The following is a 12,776-nucleotide window of genomic DNA, read 5'->3' as shown; positions in this document are numbered from 1 at the left end:
TGCAAAGGCAACTTTGTCATATACACTTTCTCCATTGCATATCTTGGGGAAAGTCATGCGCAAACCACTTCCGCTCCTGTGCGCAGGCGCCGGCATGCTCTTGCTGGCGGCCTGCGGCGATAAATCGACCTTGCCGCTGGGAGCCGACGTCGGTCCGCAGCCGACGCTGAAAGCGCCGAACAAGACCCTGATCCCGACCATGCATATCGCGCCGGCCAGGCGCTGGCCCGCGAACACGACGCCGACCCCGGCGCCCGGCCTGGCGGTCAATGCCTTCGGCACCGCGCTCGACCATCCGCGCTGGATGTATGTGCTGCCGAATGGCGACGTGCTGGTGGCCGAGACGAATGCGCCGGAGCGTCCCGCGAAGAAGGGCATCGCCAACTGGGTGACGAGCAAGGTCATGGCGCGCGCCGGCGCCGGCGTGCCGAGCGCGAACCGTATCAGCCTGTTGCGCGATGCGGACGGCGACGGCGTGGCCGAGCTGAAAAGCGTGTTCCTGAAAGACCTGCATTCGCCGTTCGGCATGGCGCTGGTGGGCGATTCTCTCTACGTGGCCAACACCGATGCGGTGGTGCGTTTTCCGTACAAGGACGGTGCGACCGAGATCCTCGACCAGCCGCAGCAGGTGGCGCCGCTGCCGGGCGGTGCGCTGAACCACCACTGGACCAAGAACATCATCGCCAGCAAGGACGGCACCAAGCTGTACGCCACCACGGGCTCGAACAGCAACGTCGCCGAGAACGGCATGGAGCATGAAAAGGACCGCGCCGCGATCCTGGAGATCGATCTCGCGAGCGGCAAGACCCGCGTGTTCGCCTCGGGCCTGCGCAATCCGAACGGCATGGCCTGGAATCCCGAGACCGGCGCCTTGTGGACGGTGGTGAACGAGCGCGACCTGATCGGCAGCGACCTGGTACCCGATTACCTGACGTCGGTGAAGGATGGCGGCTTCTATGGCTGGCCGTATAGCTATTTCGGCAACAACGTCGACACCCGCGTCAAGCCGCCGCGGCCCGACCTGGTGGCACAGGCGATCGTGCCGGACTACGCACTGGGCGCCCACGTGGCGGCGCTGGGCCTGGCTTTCTACGAAGGCGCGCTGCTGCCGGCCCAATACAGGAATGGCGCCATCATCGGCAACCACGGCTCCTGGAACCGCAAGCCGCGCTCGGGCTACAACGTGGTGTTCGTGCCGTTCAAGGATGGCCGGCCTGTGGGCAAGCCGGTCGACATGCTGACCGGCTTCGTCAACCAGGATGGCGAGGCGCACGGCCGTCCGGTGGGCGTGGCGGTTGACCGGAAGGGTGCGGTGCTGGTGGCCGACGACGTCGGCAACGTGATCTGGCGGGTGGTGCCGGATCCGGGCTGATCGCGGCGACGTGGCGTGGATGGCTTTGCCATCCACGCGTTCAACAGGGGCGGCGTCGTGGCAATGCATCCGATGGCTGAGCGCGTGGACGGGATCCGCCCACCCCACGGTGCGATGGCTGGGACAGGCGGCTGGGCTGGATCAGGCGCAGCCACTCACCAACAGTACCGGCATCCCGGTCCACACGATCGCCACGGACGCCAGCACCGCGCTGGCCGCCGCCACATAATCCACGAACTCGGTCGACCCTTGCCGCAGGCGCTTGCCGGCAGCAATGCCGAGCCACACGCACCCCAGCAGCGCCAGCACCGTCGCGCCTCCCAGCAGCCAGGGATTGGGCCCCTCGGGCCGCCAGGCGCCGGGCGTGCACTGGGCGGCCGCCACGATATAGCTGAAGCCGAAGTGGGCGGCCCAGATCAGGAGGGGAAGCGAGGCGCGCACGGCGCGCTGGAAGAAACGGTCGTCCATGTTCAATCCATCACCAGCAGCAGGCCGCGGATCACCACCATGGCGGTGAGGCCCTGCAGGGTCACGTAATGCCAGATCAGCGCGATATTGTCGCGCGTGGCGCGGTTGTCAGGCTTGACCAGGCCGCGCCAGGCGCGCACGCACAGGTAAGGGGCGGCGAGCAGCAGCACGAACAGCATCACGCCCTGGAAGCCGAGCAGGATCGAGATCGAGGCGTTCCACGCATCCTTGGTGCCGTCCAGGTGGACCAGGCGCCAGCTGTGCACGTCGAGCAGGAAGGCGGCCGTGGTGCAGGCCAGCGCCGCCAGCGTCGTGAAGGCCATGCCGTGGCCCTGCAGGCGGCCGCTGAACCAGACCAGGGCGGAACCGAGCAGCAGCAGCGCGGCCGCGCCGAGGGTATACATACCGTCGGGCAGCGAGGCGCCCGGCGGCGGACAGATCTCGAGCCGCATCGAGGTATGGATATAGGTGTAGGCGAAGGACCAGAAGATCCCGTAGATCACGATCAGCATGATGAAGGTGCCCCACCACGAGTGCGAACCCATGCCGACCGCGCCGACCGGCAGCTTGATGCCGCCGCCGATCGGCGCTTCGCGCATGTTCACGCTGCGGTCCGAGTCCCACAGCCAGCCGATGATGGACGTGATCGCGATGACGCCGCAGATAAACGCCAGTAGCATCGCCTTCACGGTCAGCAGCAGGAAGAAGCCGGCGGTGCCGGCGGCGCCGATCACGGTCAGCCAGCTGTCGCCCGGCAGGATCATGAGGTAGGCCGGGCGGGCGGCAACCGGGCTGGTGGCGATCGTCTCGCGGCGGCCGGTGACGGTGTTCGGCAGGTAATGGCGGCCTTCTGCAACTTCCTTCGACAGGGTCGGCTGGTCCCACAGCGGATCGTCGGACGTGATGATCGGGATGCTGCGGTTGCCGTAGTCCTCGGACGGCAGCCATTCGAGGGTCGCCGCATTCCATGGATTGCCGACGTCCTTGGACGGGCGGCGCAGCGTGCGGGCAGCGTCGATGATCATGATGACGATGCCGAGCGCGAACATGAAGGCGCCGACGGTCGAGAGCATATTGAGCCAGTCCCAGCCCATCTCGTGCGAGTAGGTGTAGACGCGGCGCGGCATGCCATAAAGGCCCGTGAAGTGCATCGGGAAGAAGGTGATGTTGAAGCCGCCGAACAGCAGCCAGAAGATCGGCTTGGCCCAGCGCTCGGACATCTGGTTGCCGTTGACGAGCGGCAGCCAGTAATAGATGGCGGCGAATACCGGGAACACCATGCCCCCGATCAGCACGTAGTGCAGGTGGGCCACGATGAAATAGGTGTCGTGCGCCTGCCAGTCGAACGGGATCACGGCCACCATCACGCCGGTCAACCCGCCCAGCACGAAGATGAACATGAAACCGAGCATGAACAGCGTCGGCGCGTTCATCCTGATGCGCCCGCTCCACAGGGTGGCGATCCAGCCGAACACCTGGATGCCGGTCGGGATCGCGACCGCCATGCTGGCGGCCGAGATCAGGCTCATTTCGAGCACGCCCAGGCCGGCGGTGAACATGTGGTGGGCCCACAGGCCGAAGCTGAAGATGCCGACCCCCACCAGCGCGACGACGATCACACGCCGTCCCACCAGGCGGTTCTGGGCAATGGTCGGGATCATGGTCGAGATCATGCCGGCCGCCGGCAGGAAGATGATGTAGACCTCGGGGTGGCCGAAGAACCAGAACAGGTGCTGCCAGATCAACGGGTCGCCGCCACGCTCGGCGTCGAAGATCGGCATATTGAAGGCGCGCTCGAGTTCGAGCAGCGCGGTGCCGGCGATCACGGCCGGGAAGGCGATGATGATCATCACGCCCACCACCAGCATCGCCCAGGCATAGACCGGCATGCGGCGCAAGGTCATGCCCGGCGCGCGGGTGAACAGGATGCCGACGATCAGCTCGATCGCGCCGGCGATGGCCGAAATCTCGATGAAGCCGATCCCCAGCAGCCAGAAGTCGGCGTTCAGGCCGGGCGAATACTTCATGCCGGTGAGCGGCGGATACATGAACCAGCCGCCGTCCGGCGCCAGGCCCCAGAACAGGGTGCAGAAGAACGCCAGGCCGCCGAAGGCATAGGCCCAGAACGCATACGCCGACAACCGGGGGAAGGGCAGGTCGCGCGCGCCCAGCATATTGGGCAGCAGGTAGACGGCGATCGCCTCGACGATCGGAATCGCGAACAGGAACATCATCACGGTGCCGTGCATCGTGAAGATCTGGTTGTAGGTGCTGGCCGCCACCAGGTCGTTGTCCGGCACCGCCAGCTGCACCCGCATGATCAGCGCCAGGATGCCGGCCAGGATGAAGAACAGGATCGCGGTGCCGATGTACAGCAGGCCGATATTGGTGTTGTTGACCGACTTGAAGAAACGCCAGCCGCGCGGGGTTTCCCAGACCTCTTCCAGGCGGGTCAGCTCCAGCGGCGGACGTGGCAGCGGATTGGGCAGGTCGTCGTGGTTCAGGGTAGCGTCGCGCGTCGTCATTTCAGGTGCTCGAGGTAGGTGGCCAGTGCGCGCAGGGTTTCGCCGTCCAGGTCTTGTGAAGGGGGCATGAACACGCCCGGCTTGATGCTTTGCGGGTCGGCGATCCAGCCGGCCAGCGTGCCACGGTGATTACGCAGGGTACCGGCCGCGATCTCGCGGCGGCTGCCGACGTGGGTCAGGTCGGGACCCTGGCGCGAGGTGTCGGCGATCCGTGCCTGCTCCGAGAACGGCGGCACGTCGGTCACGCCGCGAATGGTGTGGCAGGCCTGGCACTGCTGCGCCAGGAAGGCGTCGCGGCCGCGCTGCAGCACCGTGGTGTCGGCCGGCAGGGCGGGCTGGGCCTGGCGCGCCAGCCAGGCGTCGTATTCGGGGCGCGGCAGGGCGATCACGTGGAATGCCATGCGTGCATGCTGCTCGCCGCAGTATTCGGCGCACTGGCCGCGGTACACGCCCGGCTTGTCGGCGCGCAGGGTCAGGCCGGTGACGCGGCCCGGGATCATGTCGCGCTTGCCGGCCAGCGACGGCACCCACAGGCTGTGGATCACGTCCGAGGCCGTCATGCCGAGGTAGACCGGTTCACCGACCGGGATGTGGATTTCGTTGGCGGTGACGATCTCGCGGTTGGTCGCCGGATCACGGTAGCGTACTTCCCACCACCACATCTTGCCGGTGACCGAGATCGTCAGCGCCTTGTGCGAGGTCTGTTCCGCCAGCTGCCCGCTGCGCCAGGTGCTCCAGGCCAGCAGGGCGGTGAGCACCACGACCGGGAACGCGATGCCGGCGCCGAAGATCCAGATGGCTGGGCGGATCGGACGCGCCTGGCGGCGCATGGCCAGGGTCAGCAAGGTCATCACGAAAACGAAGATCAGCGTGCCGCCGACAAACAGCACCCAGGTGAACTGGTGGATGATGGCGGCATCGGCGCCTGCCGGGTGGAGGACGGATTGCAGTTCGTTCATCGGAGGGTGTACATGAAAGCAGCCATATGACGTGCCTCTTCTTCGGATATGCCGAGCGCCGGCATCAGGGTGCCGGGCTTGACCGCGGGCGGATTCTGCAGGAAGCGGACCATGTTCTCGGGCTGGTTCGGAATGCTGCCGGCGATATAGCTCAGGCGGCCCATGTACTGGAGCGAAGGACCGGCATCGCCATTCGTGCCCTGCACCTCGGGAATATAGTGGCAGGCCGCGCACTGGTATTGCTGGGTCAGCAGGCGGCCGCGCTCCGGATCGCCACCCTCGACGCGGCTGGGCTTTTGCTGGCTGCTGCAAGCGCTCGCCAGCACTGCGCACAGCAGCATGGCGCCGGCGCGCCGCGTCAGGGGCGGGCAGTCGTAAAGACAGATATTCATGCGCACGGTTGGTTTTTCGTGAAAAGGCTGTGGCTTTTATAATACAAGAAATCAGATGTCATTTTTCTAACTGAACGCCCTAGGTTATGCTATCCAATCGCGCGCGACTTATCGTCAAGACCATGGTGCTGACCCTGCTTGGGGCAGGGCTGATCGGCGCCGTCACCGGGCTGATCGTCCTGCGCGGCGGCTTCTACAATATCGCCGCCACCCAGCAGCACTACCCGCTGATCTATACCGTCTTCGAGGAAGGCTTGCAGTACTCGGTGCAGAGCCATGCGCGCGACATCCAGGTGCCCGAGGGACTGGGCGCGCCGGAGCAGGTGCTGCGCGGCGCCGCCGTCTACAAGGCCAACTGCATCCAGTGCCACGGCGGGCCGGGCGTGGCGCCGCTCAGGCAGGGCATGAGCATGCAGCCGGTGCCGGGGCCGCTGGTCGACGCCGACGTCAATTGGGAAACGCGCGAGCTGTACTGGATCACGCGCAACGGCATCAAGATGAGCGGCATGCCGGCCTGGGAATACCACCTGAGCGACAACGATATCTGGGCCGTCGTGGCCTTCGTGGCGACGATGCCGGACATGACGCCGGAAGACTTCCGCCGCATGACGTCGGTCCGTGATCGCGCGGCAAGCGCAACGCAAGAGGAGGCGCCATGAACGCAGTCTGCATCCCGGCCATGCTGGCGCTGGCCGCGCTGCTGGCAGCCTGCGGTCCGACGCGGCCGGCGCCCGGCATCCAGGGCGACCCGGAACGCGGCATGGTCGCGCTGACGCAGTACGCCTGCCATTCCTGCCACGCGGTGCCCAGCATCGCCGGCTCGAAAGTCTATGTCGGCCGGCCGCTCGGCGACATGGCGGAGCGCCGCTACATCGCCGGCAAGGTGCCCAATACCCAGGCCAACCTGGTGCGCTGGATCATGGACCCGCAGGCGATCGACCCGGGTAATGCGATGCCGGTCATGGGCGTGAGCGAGCGCGATGCGATCGACATCAGCGCCTACCTGCTCAGTCAATAGCCGATCCTTGGTATCATCCCCGGTTTGATGCGGACCCCCATGGTCCGCGCGTTCACGACCGAGGAAGAATCATGAGATTGGTGCGCTATGGCCGCCCTGGCAAAGAGAAGCCGGGCCTGTTCGACGAAGAGGGCCGCCTGCGCGACCTGTCCGGCGTCATCGACGACATCGATGCGTCGCAGTTGTCCGACAAGGCGCTGCGCAAGCTGGCGAAGATCGACCAGAAAACCCTGCCGCTGGTGCGCGGCAATCCGCGCCTGGGCGTGCCGGTCAAGGGCCCCGGAAAATTCATCGGCATCGGCATGAACTATGCCGACCACGTGGCCGAGACCAAGTCCACGATGCCGAGCGAGCCGGTGTTCTTCACCAAGGCGATCAGCTCCCTGAACGGCCCGGACGACGCCATCGTGCTGCCGAAAGGCTCGAAGAAGACCGACTGGGAAGTCGAGCTGGGCGTGATCATCGGCACCCGCGCACAGTACGTGACCGAAGAACAGGCACTGAAATACGTGGCCGGCTACTGCGTGGTCAACGACGTCTCGGAGCGCGCCTTCCAGTTCGAGATGGGTTCGCAGTGGGATAAAGGCAAAGGCTGCGACACCTTCGGCCCGGTCGGCCCGTTCCTGGTCACGCGCGACGAGATCCTCGACGTGCAAGACCTCGACCTTTACCTGGAGCTGAACGGCAAGCGCATGCAGACCGGCAATACCGGAAGCATGATCTTCAGCGTGGCCCAGATCGTCAGCTACGTATCGCGCTTCATGACCCTGGAGCCGGGCGACATCATCACCACCGGCACCCCGCCGGGCGTGGGCATGGGCCGTTCGCCGCAGCGCTTCCTCAAGAAGGGCGACCAGCTGCGCCTGGGGATCGCGGGCTTGGGCGAGCAGCAGGCGCAAGTCGTCGCCTTCCCAAAATAAGTCCGCATCGTCGGCACGTCATCCCCGCGCAGGCGGGGAGCCAGGCTTCTTCCCTGGCTTCAATCCGGCACGCGCCACGTGCCTTCCCCGGGCGTGCCGGTGCGCGCCGTATTCATCGCCATGGCCAGCAAGGTGTCATGGCCGTCGATCCCGATGAGGTCGACCCCGCCATGCCCGCCGAACAGCGCGAGCGCATCGGCGTACGCCCGGTGCGACACCGCACGGGTCCCGCTGGCGCGCCATGACCATGTGCTCGCGCATGTGTTGTCCCGTAGTGATACCGGGAAAATATTCGCACGGCCTGCGCTAAAAATCAAAAGAAGCCTTCGCCAGCGCGCTTATCGTCTAGTGTCGTCCTTATCGGAGATCGGAGGTAAGCGTCCATGAGCCACATCATTCATCGCAGCCTGCGCCAGGCGCCGCCCCTCGCGGCCGGCGGCGAAGGCGTCCTGCTACGCGACAGCAACGGCAAGACCTACATCGACGCCAGCAGCGGCGCCGCCGTCTCCTCGCTCGGGCATGGCCACCCCGACGTGATCGCCGCCATGCACCGCCAGATCGACCGCTGCGCCTACGCCCACACCGCCTTTTTCACCACCGACGTGGCCGAGCAGCTGGGCAGGCGGCTGGTCGAGGGCGGGCCCGAGGACATGGGCGGCGTCTACTTCGTCTCGGGCGGCTCCGAGGCGATGGAGACCGCGCTCAAGCTGGCGCGCCAGTACTGGGTCGAGATGGGCGAGCCGCAGCGCACCCGTTTCCTGGCGCGCCGCCAGAGCTACCACGGCAACACGCTCGGCGCGCTGGGCGTGGGCGGCAACGAATGGCGCCGGCGGGCGTTCGCGCCGCTATTGAAGGATGCGCTGCGGGTGTCGGCCTGCTACGAATACCGCGGCCGCGCCGCCCACATGAGTGTCGACGACTACACCGCCGGCCTGCTCGACGAACTCGAGACGACCATCCTGAGCGCCGGGCCCGAGAACATCATCGCCTTCGTCGCCGAGCCGGTGGTGGGAGCCACCGGCGGCGCGATTCCGCCGACGCCGGGCTACTTCCAGGGCGTGCGCGATATCTGCGATCGTTACCGCATCCTGTTCATCGCCGATGAAGTCATGTGCGGCATGGGCCGCACCGGCACCATGTACGCGATCGAGCAAGATGGCGTGGCGCCCGACATCGTGGCCGTGGCCAAGGGCCTGGGCGCCGGCTACCAGCCGATCGGGGCGGTATTGGCGCACAAGGCGATCGTCGAATGCCTGCGCAGCCGCAGCGGCATGTTCCAGCACGGGCACACGTATATCGGCCACCCGGTGGCGGCGAGCGCGGCGCTGGCGGTGCAGCAGGTGATCGAGCGCGACGACCTGCTGGCGCGGGTGCGCAGCCGCGGCGCGATGCTGCGCCGCATGCTGGGGGATGTGTTCGGGGTGCACGAGCACGTCGGCGACATCCGCGGGCGCGGGCTGTTGCTGGCGCTGGAATTCGTGAAGGATCGCGAGACCAGGGAGCCGTTCGCGCCGGAGCGCAAACTGCATGCGGCGATCAAGGCCGAGGCGATGGCGCGCGGCCTGCTGGTCTATCCGATGGGGGGCACGATCGATGGGCAGCACGGCGACCATGTGCTGCTGGCGCCGCCGTTCATCGCGACGCCGGCGGATCTGTCCGAAATCGTGTCGCGCCTGAGCGATGCGGTGGAGGCCGCCTTGCGGACGGGTTAGCAACTCGGGCTCCCGCCCGCGCCGGGCGCCTGGCGCGAAGCCAAGGCGGCATGCAGAGCCGTAATCTACGTCAGCCCACGACCTTGCGGATCCACTTCGCGATGTCCTGCACCTCTTCGAGGCACAGCGTGTGCTGCATCTGGTAGGCATGCCACTCGACCTGGTAGCCGAGCGATTCGAGCACTTTTCGCGAATCTTCGGCGCGGGCGAACGGCACCACCGGATCCTGCACGCCGTGCGCCATGAAGATCGGCGTGGACTTGCTGGCCTCATGGCGCTCGGCGCCGGCGAGTCCCGCCAGCGGCAGGTAGCCCGACAGGCACATCATGCCGGCCAGCGGTTCCGGGTGGCGCAGGCCGGTCTGCAGCGTCATCGCGCAGCCCTGCGAGAAACCGGCCAGGATGATGCGCGACGCCGGGATGCCGCGCTCTTTTTCGCGCGCGATCAGCGCCTCGACCTGCAGCTGCGAGGCGCGCAGGCCGGCTTCGTCCTCACGCCGCACCAGGTCGGTGGCGACGATGTCGTACCACGAGCGCATCACGTAGCCGCCGTTGATCGTCACCGGCATCGTGTTCGCATGCGGGAACACGAAGCGGATGGCGGGCAGGCCGGACAAGTCCAGTTCGCGCACGATCGGCACGAAGTCGTTGCCGTCGGCGCCCAGGCCGTGCAGCCAGATGATGGCGATTTCCGGATTCGGCGCGGTGTCGACTTCGATGTTTTCAAGCAGCTGGGTCATGGCTTCCTTTGGTTAAGCAGCAGGCGGGCGCAATGCCGATTTGGGACGGAAGGTCTTGCTCACCGCCGGATCGGTTTCCATGTATGGGCCGCCGATCAGGTCGATGCAATAGGGGACGGCGGCAAAGATGCCGCCGACGACCGTGTTGCCGGCGTCGTCCTTCAAGCCCTCGAGGGTTTCCTTGATCGACTTCGGCTGGCCCGGCAGGTTCATGATCAGCGCCGCATGGTCGGCGCCGTTCACCCGCGCTTCGCGGATCACGGCGCTCTGGCGCGACAGGATCGCGGTCGGCACGAAGCGCAGGCTGATCTGGCGCATCTGCTCGCCGAAGCCGGGCATCTCCTTGGTGCCGACGGCCAGCGTCGCCTCGGGCGTGACGTCGCGCCGCGCCGGGCCGGTGCCGCCCGTGGTCAGCACCAGGTGGCAGCGCGCCGTGTCGACCAGTTCGACCAGGGTCGCCTCGATGTTCGCGCGGTCGTCGGGGATCAGGCGCGTCTCGATGCGGTATGGGGTGGTGATCGCGCCGGCGAGCCATTCGGTCAAGGCGGGAATGCCCTTGTCTTCATAGACGCCGCCGCTGGCGCGGTCGGAGACCGACACCAGGCCGATCACCAGCTCTTCATTATTCGTCGTCGGACTCGTCATCGTTGCCTTCTTCGTCAGCATCGGCGTCGGTTTTCTTCTTCTTGCCCAGGTCCTTCAGGATCTGGAAGATCTCGCGGTAGGCCTTCGGCGGCTTGGACTCGGCCACTTCCTTGCGCGCGTTGCGGATCAGGGTGCGCAGGTGCTGGACGTCGAGCTCGGGATTCTCTTCGAGCAGGGTGGTCAGCGCCTTGTCGTCGGCCAGCAGTTTTTCGCGGCGGCGCTCGAGCGCGTGCAGGGCCGCCGTCTCGGCTTTCGAGGCGCCTTTCCAGCTGTCGATGGTGCGCTGGATGACGGCGATTTCTTCCTCGTCCAGGGTGCGCATCTTCTTGCCCACGAACTGCAGGGCGCGGCGGCGGCCTTCGTGGTTGGTGATGGTCTGGGTTTCAAGGATGACATCGCGAATGTCGTCCGGCATCGGCACGCGCTTGACGCGGTCGCGCGGCGCCTCGACGAGCTGCTCGCCGAGCTTTTGCAGCTCGTTCGACTGGCGCTTGAGTTCCGACTTGGAAGGGCGGTCGTATTCGGGTTCGAATTCGTTCGACTGGAAGCCGACCGAGCCGCGATTTGGATTAGGCATGATATGAATGGATTTGATTGGCGCTGGGCCGATCAGTGAAAACTGTAAACGGCTGCTATGATAACTGTTTTAGGGCCTGCCAAGAAAAACACCTATGAACGACACCGCTTTTACCCACACCCAGGATCAGCTCAAACAGCTGGCGCGCGACGTGCTCGCGTTTGCCCGCGAACAGGGCGCGACCGACGCCTCGGTCGAGATCAGCGAAGGGAGCGGTTTGTCGGTTTCTGTGCGTAAAGGCAACATCGAGACGATCGAGCAAAACAAGGACAAGGGCCTGGGCGTGACCGTCTATGTGGGCCAGCGCCGCGGCAACGCCAGCACCTCCGACTTCTCGACCGCCTCGCTCAGGGCGACCGTCGAGGCAGCGGCCAATATCGCCCGCTTCACCGCCGAGGACGATTGCGCCGGCCTGCCGGATGCCGACCTCCTGGAGCTTGCGCCGCGCGACCTGCGCCTGTTCTATCCATGGCAGATCGACACCGAAGGGGCGGTCGAGCTGGCCAAGCGCTGCGAAAACGCCGCTTTCGAGGTCGACAAGCGCATCACCAACAGCGAAGGCGCCAGCGTCTACGTGCAGCAGTCGCATTTCGTCGGCGCCAACTCGCGCGGCTTCATCGGCGGCTATCCGTTCTCGCGCCACACGATCTCGGTCGCGCCGATCGCCGGCAAGGGCAACCAGATGCAGCGCGACGACTGGTACACCTCGTCGCGCAACCCGAAAGAACTGGCCAAGCCCGAGAAAGTGGGCCGCTACGCCGCCGAGCGCGCGCTGGCGCGCCTGAACGCGCGCAAACTCAATACCCGCACCTGCCCGGTGCTGTTCGAAGCGCCCCTGGCCGCGGGCCTCCTGGGCGCCTTCGTGCAAGCCGTGTCGGGCGGCGCGCTGTACCGCAAATCCACCTTCCTGCTCGATACGCTGGGCAAGCAGGTCTTCCCGTCGCACATCCAGATCGTCGAAGACCCGCACCTGATCGGCGCGGTCGGTTCGGCGCCCTTCGACGAAGAGGGCGTCAAGACCGTGCGCCGCAAGGTCATCAAGGATGGCGTGCTGCAGGGCTACTTCCTGTCCTCGTACTCGGCGCGCAAGCTGGGCATGCAGACCACGGGCAACGCCGGCGGTTCGCACAACCTCGAGATCGTCTCGAAGGACACCCGCCGCAGCGACGACTTCGAAGGCATGCTGCGCAAGCTCGGCACCGGTCTCCTGGTGACTGAGCTGATGGGCCAGGGCGTCAACTACGTGACCGGCGACTATTCGCGCGGCGCGTCGGGCTACTGGGTCGAGAACGGCGTCATCCAGTATCCGGTCGAAGAAATCACGATCGCCGGCAATATGCGCGAGATGTTCCAGCAAATCGTTGCAGTTGGTAACGATACCCTCGTACGCGGCAACAAGACCACCGGCTCGATCCTGATCGAGAAGATGGTCATCGCCGGTAACTAAAG

The 12,776-nt window shown here is 66.0% G+C and carries 14 protein-coding genes; 6 read left to right on the top strand and 8 right to left on the bottom strand.

Annotated elements, in window-relative coordinates; all coding sequences use genetic code 11:
* The first annotated feature begins 55 nt into the window (after positions 1–55).
* On the top strand, positions 56–1,372 hold the full coding sequence (locus tag AC56KW_RS03020) for a PQQ-dependent sugar dehydrogenase (RefSeq protein ID WP_497169249.1): 1,317 nt from the start codon (positions 56–58) through the stop codon (positions 1,370–1,372).
* A 141-nt stretch (positions 1,373–1,513) separates the two neighbouring features.
* On the opposite strand, the gene AC56KW_RS03015 is transcribed toward AC56KW_RS03020, so the two are convergent.
* Genes AC56KW_RS03015 through AC56KW_RS03000 form a run of 4 tightly spaced genes read right to left on the bottom strand, consistent with a single transcriptional unit; the run spans position 1,514 to position 5,716 of the window.
* Positions 1,514–1,840 carry a hypothetical protein gene (locus AC56KW_RS03015; protein ID WP_497169248.1) on the bottom strand — a complete coding sequence of 109 codons (327 nt, stop codon included), beginning with the start codon at positions 1,838–1,840 and terminating at the stop codon, positions 1,514–1,516.
* A gap of 2 nt (positions 1,841–1,842) precedes the next feature.
* Positions 1,843–4,365, bottom strand: a complete 2,523-nt coding sequence (gene ctaD, locus AC56KW_RS03010; RefSeq protein WP_497169247.1) for a cytochrome c oxidase subunit I — start codon at positions 4,363–4,365, stop codon at positions 1,843–1,845.
* Positions 4,362–5,324 carry a cytochrome c oxidase subunit II gene (gene coxB / locus AC56KW_RS03005; protein WP_497169246.1) on the bottom strand — a complete coding sequence of 321 codons (963 nt, stop codon included), beginning with the start codon at positions 5,322–5,324 and terminating at the stop codon, positions 4,362–4,364. The genes ctaD and coxB overlap by 4 nt, the downstream gene beginning before the upstream one ends.
* Positions 5,321–5,716 (bottom strand): c-type cytochrome, encoded by a 396-nt coding sequence (locus AC56KW_RS03000; protein ID WP_497169245.1) that lies wholly within the window; start codon positions 5,714–5,716, stop codon positions 5,321–5,323. Before AC56KW_RS03000 ends, coxB begins: the two co-directional genes overlap by 4 nt.
* Before the next feature lie 86 nt (positions 5,717–5,802).
* Between AC56KW_RS03000 and AC56KW_RS02995 the strand changes: the two genes are divergently transcribed.
* The 3 genes from AC56KW_RS02995 (at position 5,803) to AC56KW_RS02985 (ending at position 7,654) form a co-directional block, all read left to right on the top strand.
* A complete protein-coding gene (locus tag AC56KW_RS02995; RefSeq protein WP_497169244.1) occupies positions 5,803–6,375 on the top strand; it encodes a c-type cytochrome in 573 nt (190 codons plus the stop codon).
* Positions 6,372–6,734: a c-type cytochrome gene (locus tag AC56KW_RS02990; RefSeq protein WP_497169243.1), complete on the top strand. Its 363-nt coding sequence runs from the start codon at positions 6,372–6,374 to the stop codon at positions 6,732–6,734. The genes AC56KW_RS02995 and AC56KW_RS02990 overlap by 4 nt, the downstream gene beginning before the upstream one ends.
* A 71-nt stretch (positions 6,735–6,805) precedes the next feature.
* Positions 6,806–7,654 (top strand): fumarylacetoacetate hydrolase family protein, encoded by an 849-nt coding sequence (locus AC56KW_RS02985; RefSeq protein ID WP_497169242.1) that lies wholly within the window; start codon positions 6,806–6,808, stop codon positions 7,652–7,654.
* 59 nt (positions 7,655–7,713) lie between these two features.
* On the opposite strand, the gene AC56KW_RS02980 is transcribed toward AC56KW_RS02985, so the two are convergent.
* Positions 7,714–7,872 carry a hypothetical protein gene (locus AC56KW_RS02980; RefSeq protein WP_497169241.1) on the bottom strand — a complete coding sequence of 53 codons (159 nt, stop codon included), beginning with the start codon at positions 7,870–7,872 and terminating at the stop codon, positions 7,714–7,716.
* Between the two features lie 165 nt (positions 7,873–8,037).
* On the opposite strand from AC56KW_RS02980, the gene AC56KW_RS02975 reads away from it, so the two are divergent.
* Complete coding sequence (locus tag AC56KW_RS02975; protein ID WP_497169240.1) at positions 8,038–9,366, top strand: aspartate aminotransferase family protein; 1,329 nt, start codon at positions 8,038–8,040, stop codon at positions 9,364–9,366.
* Positions 9,367–9,436: 70 nt separating this feature from the next.
* On the opposite strand, the gene AC56KW_RS02970 is transcribed toward AC56KW_RS02975, so the two are convergent.
* From AC56KW_RS02970 to yjgA, 3 genes are read right to left on the bottom strand one after another with little or no spacing between them, the layout of a single operon-like run.
* On the bottom strand, positions 9,437–10,105 hold the full coding sequence (locus tag AC56KW_RS02970; protein WP_497169239.1) for an alpha/beta hydrolase: 669 nt from the start codon (positions 10,103–10,105) through the stop codon (positions 9,437–9,439).
* Between the two features lie 12 nt (positions 10,106–10,117).
* Positions 10,118–10,750, bottom strand: coding sequence for a molybdopterin adenylyltransferase (gene mog / locus AC56KW_RS02965; protein WP_497169238.1), 633 nt, complete (start codon positions 10,748–10,750; stop codon positions 10,118–10,120).
* Complete coding sequence (gene yjgA / locus AC56KW_RS02960) at positions 10,728–11,327, bottom strand: ribosome biogenesis factor YjgA (RefSeq protein ID WP_497169237.1); 600 nt, start codon at positions 11,325–11,327, stop codon at positions 10,728–10,730. Before yjgA ends, mog begins: the two co-directional genes overlap by 23 nt.
* A 94-nt stretch (positions 11,328–11,421) precedes the next feature.
* Between yjgA and pmbA the strand changes: the two genes are divergently transcribed.
* Positions 11,422–12,774 carry a metalloprotease PmbA gene (pmbA, locus tag AC56KW_RS02955; RefSeq protein ID WP_497169236.1) on the top strand — a complete coding sequence of 451 codons (1,353 nt, stop codon included), beginning with the start codon at positions 11,422–11,424 and terminating at the stop codon, positions 12,772–12,774.
* The last annotated feature ends 2 nt before the right edge of the window (positions 12,775–12,776 follow it).

The organism is Telluria sp. RT2P19, from assembly GCF_059685725.1.
Note: the sequence above shows the minus strand (reverse complement) of the source record. Positions and strands in the feature narration are given on the sequence as shown.

Excerpts from the sequence above, each read along its gene's own strand:
- pmbA (WP_497169236.1), top strand. The coding sequence starts at position 11,422 with ATGAACGACACCGCTTTTACCCACACCCAGGATCAGCTCAAACAGCTG.
- AC56KW_RS02970 (WP_497169239.1), bottom strand. The coding sequence starts at position 10,105 with ATGACCCAGCTGCTTGAAAACATCGAAGTCGACACCGCGCCGAATCCG.
- AC56KW_RS02990 (WP_497169243.1), top strand. The coding sequence starts at position 6,372 with ATGAACGCAGTCTGCATCCCGGCCATGCTGGCGCTGGCCGCGCTGCTG.
- mog (WP_497169238.1), bottom strand. The coding sequence starts at position 10,750 with ATGACGAGTCCGACGACGAATAATGAAGAGCTGGTGATCGGCCTGGTG.
- AC56KW_RS02985 (WP_497169242.1), top strand. The coding sequence starts at position 6,806 with ATGAGATTGGTGCGCTATGGCCGCCCTGGCAAAGAGAAGCCGGGCCTG.
- AC56KW_RS02995 (WP_497169244.1), top strand. The coding sequence starts at position 5,803 with ATGCTATCCAATCGCGCGCGACTTATCGTCAAGACCATGGTGCTGACC.
- AC56KW_RS03015 (WP_497169248.1), bottom strand. The coding sequence starts at position 1,840 with ATGGACGACCGTTTCTTCCAGCGCGCCGTGCGCGCCTCGCTTCCCCTC.
- AC56KW_RS03000 (WP_497169245.1), bottom strand. The coding sequence starts at position 5,716 with ATGAATATCTGTCTTTACGACTGCCCGCCCCTGACGCGGCGCGCCGGC.
- yjgA (WP_497169237.1), bottom strand. The coding sequence starts at position 11,327 with ATGCCTAATCCAAATCGCGGCTCGGTCGGCTTCCAGTCGAACGAATTC.
- coxB (WP_497169246.1), bottom strand. The coding sequence starts at position 5,324 with ATGAACGAACTGCAATCCGTCCTCCACCCGGCAGGCGCCGATGCCGCC.
- ctaD (WP_497169247.1), bottom strand. The coding sequence starts at position 4,365 with ATGACGACGCGCGACGCTACCCTGAACCACGACGACCTGCCCAATCCG.
- AC56KW_RS03020 (WP_497169249.1), top strand. The coding sequence starts at position 56 with ATGCGCAAACCACTTCCGCTCCTGTGCGCAGGCGCCGGCATGCTCTTG.
- AC56KW_RS02975 (WP_497169240.1), top strand. The coding sequence starts at position 8,038 with ATGAGCCACATCATTCATCGCAGCCTGCGCCAGGCGCCGCCCCTCGCG.